This window comes from Lysinibacillus sp. NPDC093712, from assembly GCF_050280025.1.
Classification (GTDB): Bacteria; Bacillota; Bacilli; order Bacillales_A; family Planococcaceae; genus Lysinibacillus.
The window spans coordinates 21169-40913 of sequence record NZ_JBNNUU010000016.1 but is presented as its reverse complement, the minus strand read 5'-3'; the positions used below and the strand labels follow the sequence as shown (position 1 = coordinate 40913).

The following is a 19745-nucleotide window of genomic DNA, read 5'->3' as shown; positions in this document are numbered from 1 at the left end:
CGAGGGTTGCGGCTTACGATGTGCCCGCGGAAAGCGCCCGCCCGTAGCGGAAATCAACGGCAGTAGACCTCTAAATTTATTTAATGATTAAAGCAAACGACTATCATATATAATCACTTTTTCCTTTGAAAGAGTGTGTTGACACTAGTTGATTGGAGCGGAGGGCGCGCGACTCCTGCGGGAACAGCACAGAATGTAAGACGCAACAAACCGCGCGCAGCGAGGGTTGCGGCTTACGGTGTGCCCGCGGAAAGCGCCCGTCCGTAGCGGAAATCAACGGCAGTAGTCATCCCCTATATTAGTTTTAAATAAAAAAAGACTATAGACAAATTCGAAAAACTTCGAGTTTGTCTACAGTCTGACACCCTCTGCCTTCACAGGGTGTTTGTAATTACTTTTTGTCAGCAAACTTATGCCATTTATAGCCGATTCCCCACACTGTCTGTAAGTAATCATCTACAGGAAAGCCACTTTTCCTTAGCTTTTCCCGTAAATTGCGGACATGCGAATCAATTGTTCGGTCTTCAATAGTTACGTTATATCCCCAAACTGTATTAATTAAATGCTCTCTTGAGAAAACTTTATTTTGATATTCAAGAAACAGCACTAACATCGAAAATTCTTTCGGCGTTAAAAGAATAGCCTCTTGTTGAAAAGACAATTCAACGGATTCTTTATTTAATCGTAGCCCTTCAAAAAAAATGATAGTTTCTTCAGTTTTTCTTCTTCTTAATACAGCATGTATGCGTGCTACTAACTCTTCCTCGTCGAAAGGCTTTAAAATGTAGTCGTCTGCTCCCAAATTTAAGCCTTTTATAATATCAGCCTGTTCCGCTTTTGCTGTTAGCATAATGACCGGTACATCCCAAAACTTCCTAATTTCCTGACAAGCTTGCCAACCATCCATATCTGGCATCATAATATCTAACAGCACTAAATCTACATGATTTTCTTCTAAATAGTCTAATGCATCTCTAACTGATGACCTAGCTATGCAATGAAAAGAAGGCTCTAAATAAAGCGTTAGTAACTCCAGCATCCTTGGTTCATCGTCAATTAATAATAATGTTTTCATTCGTTCCTACCCCTTAAATAATAATTCAAAAGTAGTCCCTTTGTTTTCCTCACTAACAACGGTTACTTCCCCTCCGTGTGCATGGACAAGCTCTCTAACAATAGCAAGGCCTAATCCCATACCTCCATGTGCACGGGCACGAGATTTCTCAACCCTATAGAAACGTTCAAAAATATAAGGTAATTCCTTCTTCGGAATCCCCTTTCCAGTATCTTTAACAATGATTTTTATTAAGTTATTTTGCCTTTTTACTATAAAGAAAGTAGAATCTCCTGATGAACAATAAGTTAATGCATTATTTAACAGATTCAAAATAATTTGCTCTAGTCTTACTGAATCGGCTATTAATGTTAATCCCTTTTCACATTGAACAAACAAGTGAATCTCTTTTTCCTGAAAAGCAGGTCTTAGCTTTACCTCGATACTTGCCACTAATTCATCCAAATGAAGACGTTCTTTGTTAATTACAAATGCGTTTTCATCCATATTTGCTAAATCAAATAAGTCTTTAATTAACGTTGAGAGCCGATTCGTTTCTTCAATAATAATGCCTAAATATTTTTGGCGATCCTGCTCCGTTAAATCTCGCTTGTAAAGAATATCTGTATAGCCTTTTATAAAGGTAATGGGTGTTCTTAGCTCATGCGCAATACTTGCTAAAAACTCCTTTCTTTCCTCTCTTAAATGATTTAAATCATCGGATAACTGTTGAATGGCATTCGCAAGATCGCTCAATTCATCTTTGCCATTAGTCGAAAGGGCGACAGTAAAATCTCCTCTATTCATTTTCAGCGTCGCTTCCTTCATAGCCATTAATGGTTGGGCTAATTTTCGAGATAACACAATAATGACGGCAATCGTCACCAATCCTGATACAAGACCGACAATTAGAAAATGTTTGTTTAATCGTTCCATTAACGCATGAATGGAATCTGTATTTTGTAACATAAACACATAGCCAATAGTCTTTTGCTGTTTTAAGATAGGGCTAATCGTTGCAATATATTTTTCATCCTGCCAATTTTTCTCCAATACTTGACCACTATAAGGCACCCTACCCTTGAGCTTCTTTAAATAAACGTGTATTTCAGGGTGTGAAGATGAAGCGGCTAAAATTGTTCCAGCATTATCTGTGATGACAACGTCTGTATTTTCTCTAGATTCCATTAATAATATATGTGATAACGTCTCCTCATCGAAATTTTGCTCTAATATCGTTCGATGTGAATTACCAGTTGTCTGCAAGTTTATTAATTCTTCTTCAACACGCGAGTTAGTCAAAGAAACATGTAAAAAAAACATCATAAATGTTTCTATGCAAAACAATGTAATAAAAAAGATTATTCCAAGCTTCAATGAAAGTTTTTTCATGCCTTAACCACCTATATTTCAAAATGATAACGTGTAAGTGTGAAGATTTTATGCAGAAGAAAGATACTTTTATAAATATTATAAAATAAAAACTTCTCGCTCATTAATTTTTCATCATCATATTGTATTTATATATGTAGCAATTAAGATTAGCATGATTTCCATAAAGAGATGTGCCAGGCACCCACACAATTCTGAAAATTTATAACCAAGTAAAAAGCCACGTAGACTCCTGAGGGAACGCACGCAATGTAAGACACAACAGCGGCGCGACAGCGACGGTTGTGGCTTACGTCGTGCCCGCGGAAAGCGTAGTGGATTTTTACGATTGAGGAGCCGGTGATGCTTGGATCTTTATAAAAAAGAGCCAATAAGTATGGCGAATACTTATTGGCTTTCATAATTATTAAATATATTTTTTAACCCAGTCTAAAAAGTTTTCAATTACTGTATCAAGGAATTTTACAGTACCTTCATCTGTTAAATTGCCTTCAGCATCAAATTTTGTGTGTACAGCACCGATATATACATCATTACCACTAAGTAATGGAGAATTAATTCCAGGTGAGAATAAAATATCACGTAAATGTAATTGTGCTTTAACAGTACCTAAATTACCCATTGATGCACCCATCATGAATGATGGTTTACCAACCATTACTTTATCTACACGAGATAGCCAGTCAATAGCGTTCACCATTACCCCTGGCACAGTTCCGTTATATTCTGGTGTTAACCAAAGTACCGCGTCAGCCGCTTTTACTTTTGCTTTAAAATCTAGTACTGTTTGTGGTGCTTCATTTTCGATATCTTGATCATACATTGGTAAATCACGTAAGCTTAATACTTCTAGTTCAAACTTTTCTGTATAACGTTTTTGAATAAATTTTGCTAATTGCATATTATAAGATTCTTTACGGATACTACCTACGATTGCTACTACTTTCATGTTGTTTCCTCCTAAATGGTTACTGCCATTAATATTTGTTAAGCTATTTTATTTTATACCGCCCTAATAATAGGTTGCAAATTCTTCAACTGGTTTACGATACCCGCGTAAGCGGTGACTACTTTCCTTTTCCTTGCCAATTGTCATCATCAAGACAATCTCATGTGTTGCTGGTACATTGAATAATGCGCGCATTTGTTGTTGATCAAAACCAATCATCGGACATGTATCCCAGCCTCGATTTTTTGCTGCTAACATAAAGAGCATAGCTGAAAGTGATGCGTTACGAATCGCGTCTTCCTTCATAAAATCCTCACCACGTTCTTCGTAAAACTTCGCATTATCATCAATGAGACCTTCAAGCTCATAGTTTGTAATAATGCCTAGATCAACCATCCCTTGACTAATGTGAGCCGTTTGCTTGTATGCTTCCTTATCACCTAGTACTAAAATAACACCGGAAGCTGAATGTACTTTATATTGTCCATATGCAGCCTCGCGAACTCTCTCTTTCAATTCTTGATCTAACACAACGATATATTCTGTATGTTGCAAGTTGAATGCTGAAGGTGCAAGCTTGACGTCCTCTAAAATCGGTCGGATATCCTCCTCCGTCATTACAACACCGTCTATAAAATTATTTGCCGATCGACGTTTATCAATTAACTTTGTAAATTCCATGTTGACGTACTCCAATCATCCATTATGCTTTCGTAGAATTGTGTTCCTTACTAATTAATGACACCTTACTCATATTCTTTTTCAAATGAAACCGTACTTCTTACAGTATCAATTGGACGCACAAGCCCTTCAATTTGTGCACGTTTAGGCTCTAAGAAAGGCGGTAATGATAATTTTTCCCCCAATGTTTCATAAGGCTCATCACCCATAAAACCAGGGCCGTCTGTCGCCCATTCAAATAAGATTTGTGGTGCTACACGTGCATATAGCGATTCAAAGAAGTGACGGTTAACATAGCCAGATGTATTGAAGCCAAAGCCTTCTAATCGTTCTGTCCATTCATTTAAAACAACACGATCTGCTACGCGAAATGCTGCGTGGTGCACAGTACCAAAACCTTGACGAGCTGCTGGCAGGATTGTGTTATATTCCACAATTATTTGTGCACCGTTGCCTCCCTCTCCAACCTCAAATAAATGAAAGTCTCCTTCAGCTGCAATTTCTGTAAAGAGCATTACTTTTTCTAGCATTTCTTTGAAATAGTCAAAATTCGCAACACGCACAAATATTGGACCTAATCCTGTAATAGCGTATTCGAGTGGGATAGGACCATCTTGCCAAGGTGTACCTGTAGCAACTCCCGTGTTGTTTTCATCAGAAATTAGTTGATACTGTTGATCGTCAAAATCAACAAATGATAATGTTTGCTTGCCGAATTGTTCTTTTATGCCTGTATGTTCGACATTTAAGCGCTCAAATCGTTTTACCCAGTAAGCTAATGCTGCATCTGTTGGCACTCGGAATGATGTTTTAGAAATTTCGTTTGTGCCATGTACACCTTTTGGTATGTTTGGGAAGTCAAAGAATGTCATATCTGTTCCGGCACTACCCTTGTCATCTGCAAAAAATAAGTGATATGTTTGAATATCGTCCTGATTTACAGTTTTTTTAACTAAACGCATGCCTAGTACATACGTGAAAAATTTATAATTTTCTTCTGCGCTACTTGTAATAGCCGTTACATGGTGAATTCCTTTTAAATGGTTCATATTAAATTCCTCCTATTTATCTCGAATTCGAGATATATGTTTAAAAAAATTTTATTTATTAATGGCATTAAGACCGACCTTTTTCAAAGCTACGTTCATTGTTTCCAACTCCTGTTGGTCTAATACTTCAAAAATTTCATTGATCTTTTGTTCATGGAGTGGAAAAATTCTATCCATTAAGACCTGTCCCTCATCTGTTAAAAATGCATAGGTAACACGTCGATCTTTAGGACAAGCACGTCGACAAACAAAACCTTTTTGCTCCAGCTTATCAATAACGTACGTAATACTACTACTTGCAATTAAAATTTTCTTACCAATTACTTGAATTGGCTGCTCGCCGTGGTGGTACAAAAAATCCAATACCCCAAATTCAGTTTGATTTAAATCATATTGAAGCAAATCTTTTTTGGTCGCATCCTGAATCGATTGATAAGCACGGAACATAATCGTAAAAGCTTTTAAACACCGATTTTCTTCCTTCATAAGATGCCCTCTTTCTATTTACCTCGAAATTGAATATCTTTAATTCGAGATAATAATATCACAAATATTCCCTAACAGCAATCATTTTTGTCTAAATTCATTTTATTAAATAAAAATCTACTTCAAAAGCTAAAAGCCCCTATACAAATTAGTGTATAGGGCGCTTCTATTATTTCAATCGTTTAAATTCTTTTTCTGTTCCATCAGCAAACTCTACTTCTACCTCAATCGATTGATAGTCATCTGTAATATTAAACACTTTAATGACTTGCTCAATTACTTCATCATTCGATGTTGTAGACTCGAAAGTTAGTTGCTTAAATAATGGTTCTAACTTCGTATAAGCCTCATCACCTTGAATTTTTTCATTATTGCGGTCATCTTCCAATTTAGCCTCTATACCATTCTTCTTATTTTCATATTCAGCTTCATAAGATTCTGTAGCTGAATAATCGACGTCCAATGAAAATTCTATAAAATTAAAGGGCACTTGATCTGTTACATTTTCACCAGCCTGTTGATTAGTGTTTTCCCCTGCTGGAGCATTCGTAGGTACGTCCTTTACCTCATCCTTATTACAGCCATAAAGTAATCCAGCTACTAATGAGAATACTAATAACATTTTATAATTACGCAACATTTTTCCACTCCTTTTCTGTCATTATTCTTCCCTAAAAGCATACTAAGTAAACGCAAAAAGGATATCCCCTAAAATCAGGAGATATCCTTTTTTCTATCATCTTCTATAGATGGAGGACCATCAATCAAATCGTATTAATAGAAGTAATTGCGCCCAGTATTATTTTCATGAATGGCACGAGCCAAGCGAAGTGTTGAAACAGCTAAATCTGCATAACTTACTTTTTCTGTTGCATTAAAGTTATTTTGTTGTGCATCGATTAAGCCCATTGCACTTGCTAATGCTACGTAACCTGCATATGCCGGATCAATAGAACCTGCATCAGCGAAGTTCAACTTGTAAATGTCGTTATGCTTTGCAGCACTTTCTAAACGTAGTACACGAATAAACCATTCTGCAAGCTCTTGACGAGTCAATGTCGCATCAACAGCAAATTCATCTGCTGGTTGTAAAACGCCCATTCTTACTGCTTGTTCAACTATTGCATATAACGGATGTTTAGGATCAATATTATTAAACGATTGATATGATTCTTCTTCATTTCCATATCCATAATAGCCATATGTTAAAGATTTAAGAATAATTTTTAACGCTTCACCTTTCGTCACAGCAGTATCAGCATTAAAGTTTGCTGGATCTTTCACTTCCAACACATTTTGTGCTAATAAGTAGTTCAATTCCTTGGCAGCTGTTGGGTGAGAAATTTGCGGTTTATTATTTGAATCTTCGGCACTACTTACCCATTTGCCTGTTAGTGCATCAATTTGATTATATATGCTGCCCTCATATGACGGTGCATACACTAAATCATAATGATTGCTATCTTCTTTATCCTGTTTAGTGTACTGTAACTTCAGCTTTAACGCATTGCTAAATGTTTCCTTTGCCTTATCAGCTGAGACTGCCTTACTTACAGATGGCCAGTTATCAATTTTTTGTTGATTAATGTTTAATCCACGTAATGAACCGTCAGTACCGACGCTCACATAAATTTCATCACCAACAACAGGAATTCCATTTACAACACGTGGGAAGGAGAAGCTGTATTGGTTGCTATAATTATCATATCCATAATCATCTATTGGTTTTGCATAGTTATGAATATATGACGGAGCCCACTCTTTTAAGTAGTCAATAGCCTTCGCCATTGCAGCATCTTTTGTAATCTTTTCAGCTTTTTTATCTGTCAGCACGAAATCTCTACTGATGTCATAATATTGTGTTATTTCGCCAGTTGCCTTATTTATTTCAAATGAAGAACCTGAACCACCATTCTCATACATATACATGTAATTTACAGAGTAAAGTGTTTCACCATTTTCATTTTCTCTTTCATTAACCACATCAATTTGTAGCTTTGCCTTGTCAGGATCCACTTTTAAGAAGGATTTTGCAAATTCTTCTACTTCTTCAACCGTCATACCAGGTTTTCTCGGATTAAGTTGTTCTGAAGATAGCTTTTCAACACCTTTTACGCTTGGTGCTTGTGCCACGAAGCCATTTGCTGTTTGCCATTGTCCTGTTAATGCATGTACACCATAGAAGCTTGATGTTGGCATATACACTAGCTTCACTTCACGCTTATCAGATGGATAGTTATAGTCTAAATAATAGCGTAACTCTACAGCAAAGTTATCACGAACTTGTGCTAGAACATCTGCCTCGCTCTTTTTCTGTTCTACACCATCGAACGTTGCCTTTTTAGATACATTTGAATTGCGATATACGTTTACAACTTCACCATTGGCAAGCACACCAATAGAAATTGTGTGGTTGCTAAGCGTTACACCGTTATGTGTCGGTGCATATGAGAATGAATAACTAATCGGCTCTGATAATGGTCGCGTGTAATTAAATCCATAATCAAAATCATTTTCTTGCAATTTGTAGTTTGCTGTATTCGGGAATTTCTTCAAGAAATCCTGTGCAATTTTTTGTGCATCTTCCTTTGAATATTTAGCAGGATATAGCGCGTCTGCAACATTAGCAGGCTGGTAATAGAAACTTTCTAACTCTAAATCATCGCCCATAAAAGTAATACTACCATACACATCTTTACCATTTACTGTTTTTTGGAAGCTCAAATCATAACGGATTGTTTTATCATCGTTATAGTAATGTCCGCGCCCCGTATAGAAATCATTATCTGTTAAAAAATTGAACTTTTCTGGGAAAAGCTCACGTAATTTTTTTATAAGTGTACTTTTCGTTACCTTTGTTTCTGTTGAAGCTACTTGAATCTCTATTCTCTCTGGAGAATCCTTAACATTAGCAGAAGCTTGTGCCATTGGAGAAAGTACTCCTACAGAAAATGCAGTAGACGTTAGGATAATTCCTAACTTTTTAAATTTACCCAAAATATCCCTCCTAAAATACAATTTACCTAATTATATATTATATTCCCAAAATAGGGAATAGTATTTACAGATTATTTCCAATAAGAAGAAAATAGATTGGGTATACCATTATCCCTATCAATGTCATTTCTTCACCACATTAAAATTTGAGTCTATCAATAACCAATTTTGCGGGAACGGTAGCCCAAGTTTCCAGTACCCTATACCTCTAAGCTTGTACTGCTTAATTAAATTGAATTTCGCTTGAATCGACCGTGCATCTTCAAACCAGACTATATGCGCTCTTCCTTGCTCATCATAATATTCAAAGAAAGGAGCTTGTGCATTCCAATCATATTGGATAGCTGCATTATATTTTTTGGCAATCTCAATAGCCCTTTGCGGACTTACAGCCTCTGCATATGGACCTCCTTGTACAAACGGCAGTGTCCAATCATAGCCATATAAGTTTTGTCCAAGCAATATTTTTCTTGGTGGTATTTCTGATACAGCATATTTGACAACGGCCTCAACTTCGCGAATTGGCGAAACAGCCATAGGGGGTCCAGCAGAATAGCCCCATTCATAGGTCATCAGCAATACGAAGTCAACAATCTCTCCATGTGCTTTATAATCATGTGCTTCAATCCATGGCCCTTTTTGATTGGCACTTGTTTTTGGAGCAAGTGCTGTTGATACCGTATACCCTTCCGCATGGAAGCGCTCCACGGCTCTTCTTAAAAAATTGTTATACGCTTCTCGCTGATCAGGGGGTAAATTTTCGAAATCAAAATGGATATCTTTAATGCTTTCTAAACGCCTTGCTTCTTTAAGAATATTGTCAAAGAGTAAATCTTGCACTGCGGTACTTTGAAAAATATCTCTTGCAAGGTCGCCACTAAATTGAAAGTTCTCCAAATTCGATACAACCATTGCAACAGCTGCTCCTGAGTCTTTCGTAATTTCCGATACACCATTTCTTGGAGGTTGCTTCAATGTCCCGTCTCTCCGTGCTTCATAGCTAAATAAGGCAAGATAAGTTAAATAAGGAGATGCTTCTCGGGCTGCATTTAATAATGCTTCACTAACTGCTGTCCCTCTTGGCTCTAAATATGCCAATGTTTCCGCTCTCGTTTTCGGTGCAGGTGGAATATAAAGACGCAAACCAATTGATAAAGTCTGGTTTGGATCAATGCCATTTACCTGTGCAAGTGTTACATAATTAATACCGAAGCGTTGCCCAATCGACCATAAACTATCCCCAGGCTGTACATAATAAAAGCTACCGACGATTGGAATCACAAGTGCTTGGCCAACAACTAATCGATTGGGCTCTGGAATTTGATTGGCATCTACTATACTTTGAACCGTCGTGCCATATGCATTTGCAATTCCATATAAGGACTCTCCTGCTCGTACAACATGTATTTGAATGCGATTTGCCTCCTTTTTACGTAATGAAACCATAGCCATAAAGCTTATGATATAAAATATGAAAACATGTCACCTTGAAGCAATCACAATAAAAGTGTCAATAAAAGTGTCAGGCACTCAAACAATTTGCTATGTAGGGTATTGTATTTTATGGTTAACAAAGTAAAAAACCACGTAAACTCCTGCGGGAACGCACGTAGCGTAAGACGCAACAAACCGCGCGTTAGCAAGGGTTGCGGCTTACGATGTGCCCGCGGAAAGCGTAGTGGATTTTTACGATTTAGGAGACGATAAGTGCCAGGCACTCAAACAATTTCTATGCTATGACTTGCCAAAGAAAAAATCCACGTAGACTCCAGTGAGAACAGCTCACGTGTGCCCGTAGAAATCGTCCACACACAATAGAAATCAACAGCAGTAGTTATCATTTTTTATCCATTCCATGGTCTTAAAGTAAAAATTTCTTTGCCCACATTATTAGTTGATTGGAGTGGAGGGCGGCGACTCCTGCGGGAACGCACGTAGCGTAAGACGCAACAAACCGCGCGTTAGCGAGGGTTGCGGCTTACGATGTGCCCGCGGAAAGCGTCCGCCCGTAGCGGAAATCAACAGCAGTTAGATGAAAAAAGGCGAAAAAACCTCTCAATTTAGATGAGAGGTTTGTGTATTGTTTATTTCTGCGCATTGGACGTAATCATTTCAAATAATAATGGCACATTCGTACTGCGTTGCAAAGAATTACATCCCTTTGTTAAGTACGTCCAACTTTCTTTCATTTTTTCTCGGTAAGATAGTGCTGTATCTACATGCAGGAATTCCAAAAGATACTCTTTTATAGAGCCCGATAAGTTGTCCATAAATTCATCTGCTTTTAGCACTTTTTCCGTGGCGACTTCATTGCGCTCATTCCATAATACATGCTCTAAATTCGTAGCAAAATAAAACAACTGGTAAGGTACTTTTAATCGATTAATACTAAAATGGTCATTTGCCAGCAAAATCTTAACGTTATTAGCCTTCATTTCATTGCGCTGTTCAATTTGCTCTTTACGTCTCTCTGTTTTTACAAAAATGGCGTCCTCAGTATAATAGAGATTCTGTTCAATATCTGTATTGATTTTGACAAACTCTGGAGCGATAAAACAACCATCTGCATCAGTAATATGAATGACTGCCGATAAATCTTTCGCTAAAAACTTATACTTTTCTAAATAATTATGAATGACTCGGCTGACACTATTTTTAATATTGGGGATTTGCTTTTTCGCATCCCATTTCGTCAAAATATCCTCACGTTGCACATCAAAGCGGATGGTCGAATCAGCAAAATGCTCATCCAAAAAATCCTCTAAAATTATTTGCTCTGTTTGTCCTTCTACAATTACTAAAAGCACTTTTTTAGTCATGTTGCACACCAGCTTTTCTAAAAGCACGTTTAATTTTGAACGTTTTCGTTTCTTTATAAACCTCTTCATCCTGTCCACCTAGCTGTATAGCACGTAAATAGACATCTCGTGCATTATTAACCTCTTTTATCCCTTTCAGCTGCATATATCGGTAATTCTCATTCGTCGTTGTAAACCATAAGTTTTTAATGGCAAGCACCTCTAACACACGTAAATTGTGGGACGTAAAAATAAGCTGCCCTTTTCCGCCCTCATCAATCACTGTTAACAACTCGCCTAACAAATATTCAAAAACGCCAGAATCTAATTCATCGATCACGACACATGCAGTTGGATTATTGTAAACAGCTATCAGTACACTAAGCACAGAGATGATTTTTAAAATCCCTTCTGATTCTGTTCGCAATGGTAGTTCCCGATTACCCCGTTGCGATAGAAACTCAAATCGTATTCCCTTTTCACCATTGTCTAATAATTGCTCTGTAATGACATGAATCTTAATAGTAAGCCCAGGAATAATAGTCGATAATACTTGATTGCTTTGCTCTATCACTTCACATAATACATTGAAAGCATTCTTAGGTAGTAATGCTGGCCCTTTCAAATCATATGGAATGGAGCCACGCGTTTTTTCAAGATGGATACTAAAGGGCATACTGCGTTCTTCAAATAAAGGCGCGATATTTTGATTGTTGATAACATGTAAGTCTCGATTAAAATCAATCGCTATATTATGAAGCAACTGCATTTCTAATTCTGATAACTTTTCTCGTAGCAATGGCTTTAAATCTTTATGAAAGATAAATGACATATATTGTTTTCGCGCTAGTTGTTGAATAACAAGCGTTTTAATACGCATTTTTTCATTCATATCTCGTAAAAAGCTTTTTCGAATTTGAACGTCCTCATCTGTGACACTTACTAAAACTTTTGATCGTTTTCCTTTTTCATCTTCTCTATATGTGAGTCGCTCTGCAATAATATATAGCCGTTTTTCATCCTCACGCAATGTTACATAATAGTTCACAAAAAATGTACCAAATTGATTGTCCACTAGAAATTCAAAATCAATATTAGCAGTGTTTTCTCCTGCCATGATTAAACGCTTGTCTTGTGACGGTAATTTCACTTCAGCAATCCAACCAGAAATAATCGTCTTTAATAAGCTAAATGCGTCAACAATCGTCGTTTTCCCAGAACCATTTTGCCCGTATACGCCAACAACGTTCGCTTTCATAAGTGAAGCAAAATCCACTGCTAATGTTAGCTCACCATTTCGTACATTCCTTAAGTTTTGTACCTTTATTTTCTTCATTTTTATAATAGCCATCAAAACACCCTTTAAGTCTTTTCTTTCTATTATAGTTAAAATCGTTATATTTTATAACAATTTTAAATTTAATATACTATTCTTGTTTTTATATTGAGCCAATTGCCTATGACGAATACATTACGGGACATATGTTAGATAAGAAAAATGAAGAAAGGTGTGTTTCATTGGTCAATCCTAGATTAGCTCCTGAAGATTTTAATCAACAGTTCCGACCCGGTATGAGAATATGGGTTACGCTCCCTACTGGCACATATTCCGGCACATTGATTCGAACATTTGGAAAAGATGGAAGAACAGCCGAAATTCAATTAGATTCTGGTCAAATCATAACAGTTGATGTTAGCCAAATTACAGCAGCAGGGACAGGTTTCCCTCCAGGCGGTGGCTCATATCCACCTCCATACCCTCCACCATATCCGCAACCATATCCACCTCAACCGTACCCACCACGTCCTTATCCGCCACAACCATACCCTCCTCAACCATACCCACCACGACCATACCCACAACCGTTCCCGCCTATGCCCTACCCAGGTGGTCAATTACCTGGTCTCCCTCCCATACTACCTCCAGGTCTTCCCAACATTCTACCTGGCATCTTTGGTAACCCGAGATAATAAAAAAGGCTTTCCATAAGTTCAGTTATGAACGAGTGGAAAACCTTTTTTTATTTTCTTTTACACAAAGTATACTTAACTTTTTTCAAACAATTGTAATAATATTTGTCTATAATAACAATTATTAATTTCAAAAGTTGGTTACCAGAAACAAATTATACTATTATTAGTGTATTTTCTATTAATAATATGCCAGCACCCCATTAATTTTTGTTATAAAAACACTATATTTTTAATTCGCACTTCGAAATTTCACAGTTGAAATAGTAGGATTTTTGGGTTGTGAATCGTATTTTTTGGCAGTATAGTTGTTTATGGTTAGGGGATGAATGGATTATTTTACTAGCAATGAAATAATGATAAAAAGTATAGGAACGTACTTCTATATATGAAATTATCATGACGGTCAATTGTAACATTGTACTATTCCCATTACATTTGGCTTTCTCATTATCGGCCGTCCCTTTTTCACTTGAAATATGTTTTTTACAATTTTAGGAGGAAGAGTATGAAGAAAAGTAAGAAGCAGCAAATGTCAATAAGCAAGAAATTAACTTTCATAATGGTTAGTATTTTATTGCTATTTGGACTAGTTACTATGGGATTTTCCTATTATATAGTGAAAAACAGTAACTTAAAAGATATGGATGAATCCCTCTATGATAAAGGTATGATTTTATCAAAGACAATAGATCAAAAAGCATTGAAATCTGCACTGCAACAACCAAATGCTAATAATAAGGATGTCGTTCGTTTAACAGAAGAAATGGATGCCATCAATGATAAATCAGATATTATTACCAATCTCTTTCTTATTACAGTAGATGGTGAAAATATTAATGCACCGGTTCTATCCTCAAGTGTTCTTGAAGTTGGTGCAGAATATAACCAAGATATGATTGCCATGGGTCTCTCCCCAGATTTCCTTGCAAGAATAAAAGAAGTTTTTGAAACAAAAGAAGCAACCGCTACAGAGATCTATAAAGATGAGTTTGGAAGCTATAAAACAGGGCTTACTCCGATATTAGATGACGATGGTTCAATGTTAGCTGCGTATGCCATTGACTATGATGTATCGATGGTAACTGCTAAAGCACTTTCGGAAGCAATGTGGGTTCTGTTAATTACTGTTTTATTCCTTATTGGGTCTTCCATCGTCGTTTACTCACTATTAAAAAAGAAACTAACCCCTATCCAACAGCTATCCTTACAATCTAAAAAAGTTGCTGAAGGTAACTTGGAGCTAGAAGCTTTACCTGTTCAATCAAATGACGAAATTGGCGTGCTAACGAATAATTTCAATGTAATGATTGGAAGTTTACGAACAGTCATTCAAAGCGCAACAAATGTTTCTTCACGTGTTTCAAATACTGCACAAGTTTTATCAAGTAATATGCAGGAAGCAACGGATTCTTATAATAGTGTAGCTTCATCGATGCAAGAAATAGCAAGTGTTGCGGATTTACAAGTTCAAAAGGCGAAAGAAAGTTCAGTTACGATTGAGGAGATGAGCATTGGTATTCAACGTATTGCTATGACATCTAATCAGATTTCTGAATCCTCTATTCTTGCATCTGAGGAAGCGGAAAAAGGTAACGATTCAACGAATAAATCTGTCGCTCAAATGAATGCAATTAGTAAAGCTGTAAATCAATCGGCATCATCTGTCAAAATGCTAGGTGAACACTCAAATAAAATCCAAGAAATCGTTGGTATTATTACAGGTATCGCTTCCCAAACAAATTTACTTGCATTAAATGCTGCGATAGAGGCTGCTCGTGCAGGTGAAGCAGGAAGTGGTTTTGCTGTAGTCGCTGACGAGGTGCGCAAGTTGGCAGAGCAATCAGAGGCATCAGCAAGAGAAATTTCTACACTAATCTCGCGTATTCAACATGATACTAATGAATCTGTAAATGTCATGATACATGCGGTAGAGGAAGTGGACAATGGCTTAATAATGATCAATGATTCCGAAAAATCATTTGGCCAAATTTTAACTTCAATACATCATGTTACTGGTCAGATTCAAGAATTATCAGCTACTATTGAAGAAATGGCAGCTGGTATGGAAGAGGTTACATCAGCTGTTCAAGATATGGAACAATTCTCTGAAAATTCCAGAAACAACACAAGCACAGTAGCCGAAACATCTGCTACTCAGCTCAACACAGTGCAAAGAGTTTCAGAAGAAGCACAAGTATTAACAGATTTATCAGATGAATTATTAACTGTTGTAAATACTTTTATTGTGAAATGATGTACTAAAAAACCTTATAGCTTTATTAATCTCGTCGATGCTACAGCATCGGCGAGGCATTTATTCATGTCATTTCCTAGCAATAATATTTACTTCTAGTTGCACTAATTGGGCACTGTCCCTCTACTTTCAAAAATAGGAGTTGTGATGATTGAATAGAGAACTTAATTTACTTACGGCAGATTATCAAACGAACTATAATGTGCAACAAACCCTACCAGCCCATTGTACGCAATTGTTAACTGAAGCAGATAAAGTAATTTATCAAGCTTTAAATCAAACAAAAGCCTTTTATGCGAAAGATCAAACAATACCTGAAGTATTTTATCAAGCTGTAGAACAGTTTGCTGATAGAATTGCATTATCATTTAATGGTGGCTCAATGACCTATCGTCAGCTCAATGAACGATCCAATCAAATTGCTCATATGCTGCGAGACAAAGGTTTGCAAAAAGGCGACAAAGTGGCGATTGTTATAGAACGTAGTCAGGAAACTGTTATTAGTTTACTTGGTGTTCTAAAAGCAGGTGGTATATATGTACCGATTGATCCTAGCTATCCTAAAGAGCGTTGTCATTACTTGTTAAACGATACAGGCGCGTCATTTATATTAATAAAAGAAGAACATACTCAATTACTTAATGATTTACTACATAACGATTCCCAAACTCGTATAGTGTTTACACTTAATCGAATGGAAATCACATTTTCAAAAAACAATATCCATATCGATCTCAGCCCTGCTGATTTAGCCTATATTATTTATACATCTGGCTCGACAGGCAAGCCAAAAGGCGTAATGCTTAAGCATGAATCTGTGATCAACTTAATTACTGACAATCAAAGAATCTACCAAGCAAGTAAATATGATGTCTTTTCACAATTTATCTCCTATAGTTTTGATCCATCCGTCACTGAAACATTTACTGCTTTTTTCTCTGGCGCACGATTACATATGCTCACAAGTATTGAACGCGTATCAATAGAGGCATTTGCTGAAATGATTGAGCGTGAAAAAGTGACAACAGCCACAATTCCAAATGCGTTCTTTACGCAGCTAGCTACTCATCTCTCAATTGAACACCAAGATAAATTATCGTCTCTTAAATATTTATCTGTAGGTGGTGAAGCACTTATGCCTGCAGTTATACAAAAGTGGCATGAAAAATTCGGAACAACAACTGAAATTATTAATGTATATGGACCAACCGAATGTACAGTGCTGTCCTCCTACCATAAAGTGAAGGATACTGTAATTGATAATCAATCAAGCATTCCTATTGGTAAGCCTATCGCCAATTACGAAATGTATATTATTAATAATGATGGGCAGCTTTGCCCTGTCAATGAAGCAGGGGAACTTTACATAGCTGGTGCTGGTCTAGCTGCTGGCTATTTAAATCAACCGGAAAAAACTGCTGAAGCGTTTGTCCCACATATATTATCAAATGAACCTGGAAGATTAATGTATCGAACAGGTGATTTAGTTCGTTTATTACCGAGCGGTGTAATTGAATTTGTAGGACGCAAAGATTCTCAAATTAAAGTTAGAGGGTTCCGAATTGAGTTAGGCGAAATTGAAACGGTATTAAGTAATCACCCAAGCATTCAAGAAGGCGTTATACTTGCAAAGAAAATGGACGATGGAAATAATAGCTTGTTTGCCTACTACACTTTAATTGGCGGTAGTAAGGTAGAACAAACAGCAATTAGACAGTATTTAGCAGGCCATTTACCAGACTATATGGTGCCTGAACGATTAATTGAAGTGCAGGAAATGCCCTTGTCGCCTACTGGCAAAATCGACCGAAAGCAGTTAGCTGCCATTGAGGTAACAGCACCTTTACCAAGTCATTATGATGCACCGGAGAACCCAATACAGAAGCTATTAGCCTCTGCTTGGCAACATGTACTCGGTATTGAACGTGTCGGTATTCATGATAATTTCTTTCATATCGGTGGGCATTCATTAAAAGTACTCGAAATTTTAGTACAAGTGAAAAAGCATATTCCGTTTTTAAAAATACAAGACTTTTTCCAATATCAAACGATTGCCGAACTAGATCATTATATTTGTAACTATCAACCAGAAACTAATGACACACCTCAACAGCATGTAGATTTTGTTCGTAAAGATTTGATGGAGCCAAGCCGTCTTTCCATTGCGCAAACACCAACACCTCTAGCTATGAATGCTGTGCTGTTAACTGGTGCAACAGGCTATTTAGGAAGCCATATTTTAAATGAGCTTTTAATTAATACAAACACTCATATTTACTGCTTAATTAGACAAAGCGCACACACAACACTTGATGAAAAACTTAAAGAGAGCATGGCTTTTTATTTCGGTGAAGACATTGTGGCAATGCTACATAATCGAGTGACTGTCATACAAGGTGATTTGAGTAAAGAGAAACTTAATTTATCAACTAAAGATTACGTTACACTTACTGAAGAAATTGATGCAATTATACATTGTGGGGCAGATGTAAGACATTTCGGGGCTGCCACTCATTTTAATGATGTCAATGTTGAAGGGACTAGATACTTGCTCGAGCTTGCTAAAAGTAAAGCAGGTGTCCATTTCCACTATGTTTCAACAATTGGTATTCCTGAAGAACTTGCAGCAACACAATGGGGAGAAAAGCAAGCACTTGGTGAATTTGATTACGATGTTTCACTTACAAATGTTTATACCCAAAGTAAGTTAGTGGCTGAAAATCTTGTTAAAAATGCCGTGAACGATAAAATTCCTGTTTCAATTTATCGTGTTGGCAATTTAACATGTCATTCCCAAACAGGAAAATTCCAGCGCAATATAGATGATAATGCGTTTTATCGAATGATGAAATCGATGCTTCATTTAGGAAAAACACCGACAGCTAATTGGCATGTTGATTTTACGCCAATCAATTATGCGAGCCAGGCACTTATAACATTAGCCCGTCAACCAAAATCCAATGGGCACATTTTCCACCTATGTAACCCCGTACCCCTAGCCTATCTTGATTTTATTGAAGCAATAAAGGACATGGGATATGAGTTAGAAATCGTTTCGGCAAATGATTATGAAGATTGGCTTTTAAATTCGGAGCATCCTAAAGCATTACAAGAATATTTATCATTAGCTATTGCACAACTTGAAGGTGATGGCGCAAGTGATTCACCATTTATATTTAATAGTGAAAAAACACAGGCATTTTTAGTGAACTCGGGTATTGCATGTGCAGAACCAAATTCAGCCTTTATCCGCACAATGATTACGTATGGTATCGAGTTAGGTTATTTCCCTGAACCTAAACCCGTTGCTGTTCGATAATGTTGAGATTCAATGGCGTACAAGTATTTGCACTCCCCATTGGACCACAATTAACAACATTTGAATGGGCGAAGTATTATGCGCAACTGCCTCCTGATGAGCAAATCAGGATATTGCAATACCAACATTGGCAGGACCGACAACAAGCCTTATTAGGAAGCATTATTTCCAGATGGGCAATTCAGCAATTGACTGCTACACAAGATGTACAGATTGTAAGAAACGAACATGGTCGGCCTTATGCTGTAGGAAATGTTGGTTGGAGGGGTGATTTTAATCTTTCTCATTCAGGAGATTGGCTTGTCATAGCAGTAACGACAAATGGTCATGTCGGCATTGATGTGGAGGAAATTAAGCCTGTTACGATAGATGTAATGCACTATGCCATGACAGAGAATGAAATAACAAGCATTGACGAAATTGTGGAACCGCTTCGATTAAAAAAATTTTATGAACTGTGGACATTAAAGGAAGCTCTCTATAAAATTTCCTTATTTCCACATCCATCACCACACTTAATCGATACGACGGATGAACAAATAGTTCAAAACATTTCTACACAGCTTATATATCTTGATGAACGACACCCTGTATCCATCTGCTGGGATCGCACATCACAGATAAATTTAACCGTTTTGCATAGACATCAGTTTCTATAACGTTGCTCAGCGGATGGCAAAAGGCATCAAAAACTTGATGCCTTTTGTTTTTTTATATTAAATGAATATAGTTGAGGTGCCAGGCACTCAAACAATTTCCTTTTGAAGCGCTAAGGAAAAATCCACGTAGACT

The 19745-nt window shown here is 37.0% G+C and carries 15 protein-coding genes; 4 read left to right on the top strand and 11 right to left on the bottom strand.

Annotated elements, in window-relative coordinates; genetic code table 11:
* Positions 1-391: 391 nt before the first annotated feature.
* From ACQKNX_RS25295 to ACQKNX_RS25245, 11 genes are all read right to left on the bottom strand, one after another.
* Complete coding sequence (locus ACQKNX_RS25295; RefSeq protein WP_427431302.1) at positions 392-1075, bottom strand: response regulator transcription factor; 684 nt, start codon at positions 1073-1075, stop codon at positions 392-394.
* Between the two features lie 6 nt (positions 1076-1081).
* Positions 1082-2446, bottom strand: coding sequence for an ATP-binding protein (locus tag ACQKNX_RS25290; RefSeq protein WP_427431301.1), 1365 nt, complete (start codon positions 2444-2446; stop codon positions 1082-1084).
* 406 nt (positions 2447-2852) lie between these two features.
* Positions 2853-3395 (bottom strand): NADPH-dependent FMN reductase, encoded by a 543-nt coding sequence (locus ACQKNX_RS25285; protein WP_427431300.1) that lies wholly within the window; start codon positions 3393-3395, stop codon positions 2853-2855.
* A 63-nt stretch (positions 3396-3458) separates the two neighbouring features.
* Positions 3459-4076, bottom strand: coding sequence for a nitroreductase family protein (locus tag ACQKNX_RS25280; RefSeq protein WP_427431299.1), 618 nt, complete (start codon positions 4074-4076; stop codon positions 3459-3461).
* 65 nt (positions 4077-4141) lie between these two features.
* On the bottom strand, positions 4142-5125 hold the full coding sequence (locus ACQKNX_RS25275) for a ring-cleaving dioxygenase (RefSeq protein WP_427431298.1): 984 nt from the start codon (positions 5123-5125) through the stop codon (positions 4142-4144).
* Positions 5126-5176: 51 nt separating this feature from the next.
* Positions 5177-5611, bottom strand: coding sequence for a MarR family winged helix-turn-helix transcriptional regulator (locus tag ACQKNX_RS25270; RefSeq protein WP_427431297.1), 435 nt, complete (start codon positions 5609-5611; stop codon positions 5177-5179).
* A 169-nt stretch (positions 5612-5780) separates the two neighbouring features.
* On the bottom strand, positions 5781-6251 hold the full coding sequence (locus tag ACQKNX_RS25265; protein WP_427431296.1) for a YusW family protein: 471 nt from the start codon (positions 6249-6251) through the stop codon (positions 5781-5783).
* 134 nt (positions 6252-6385) lie between these two features.
* Entirely contained in the window at positions 6386-8608 is a 2223-nt protein-coding gene (locus ACQKNX_RS25260; RefSeq protein WP_427431295.1) for a YcdB/YcdC domain-containing protein, read from the bottom strand.
* 123 nt (positions 8609-8731) lie between these two features.
* Positions 8732-10021 carry a LysM peptidoglycan-binding domain-containing protein gene (locus ACQKNX_RS25255; RefSeq protein WP_427431303.1) on the bottom strand — a complete coding sequence of 430 codons (1290 nt, stop codon included), beginning with the start codon at positions 10019-10021 and terminating at the stop codon, positions 8732-8734.
* Positions 10022-10692: 671 nt separating this feature from the next.
* Positions 10693-11427 carry a hypothetical protein gene (locus tag ACQKNX_RS25250; protein ID WP_427431294.1) on the bottom strand — a complete coding sequence of 245 codons (735 nt, stop codon included), beginning with the start codon at positions 11425-11427 and terminating at the stop codon, positions 10693-10695.
* Positions 11420-12757 (bottom strand): AAA family ATPase, encoded by a 1338-nt coding sequence (locus ACQKNX_RS25245; protein ID WP_427431293.1) that lies wholly within the window; start codon positions 12755-12757, stop codon positions 11420-11422. The genes ACQKNX_RS25250 and ACQKNX_RS25245 overlap by 8 nt, the downstream gene beginning before the upstream one ends.
* A gap of 167 nt (positions 12758-12924) precedes the next feature.
* On the opposite strand from ACQKNX_RS25245, the gene ACQKNX_RS25240 reads away from it, so the two are divergent.
* The 4 genes from ACQKNX_RS25240 to ACQKNX_RS25225 all read left to right on the top strand — a co-directional run bounded on the left by ACQKNX_RS25240 (position 12925) and on the right by ACQKNX_RS25225 (position 19612).
* Positions 12925-13377 (top strand): hypothetical protein, encoded by a 453-nt coding sequence (locus tag ACQKNX_RS25240; RefSeq protein ID WP_427431292.1) that lies wholly within the window; start codon positions 12925-12927, stop codon positions 13375-13377.
* 508 nt (positions 13378-13885) lie between these two features.
* The gene (locus ACQKNX_RS25235; protein WP_427431290.1) at positions 13886-15634 is read left to right on the top strand and encodes a methyl-accepting chemotaxis protein; all 1749 of its coding nucleotides are present in this window, start codon (positions 13886-13888) and stop codon (positions 15632-15634) included.
* A 151-nt stretch (positions 15635-15785) separates the two neighbouring features.
* Entirely contained in the window at positions 15786-18953 is a 3168-nt protein-coding gene (locus tag ACQKNX_RS25230) for an amino acid adenylation domain-containing protein (protein ID WP_427431289.1), read from the top strand.
* The gene (locus ACQKNX_RS25225; RefSeq protein WP_427431288.1) at positions 18953-19612 is read left to right on the top strand and encodes a 4'-phosphopantetheinyl transferase family protein; all 660 of its coding nucleotides are present in this window, start codon (positions 18953-18955) and stop codon (positions 19610-19612) included. Before ACQKNX_RS25230 ends, ACQKNX_RS25225 begins: the two co-directional genes overlap by 1 nt.
* Positions 19613-19745 lie beyond the last annotated feature (133 nt).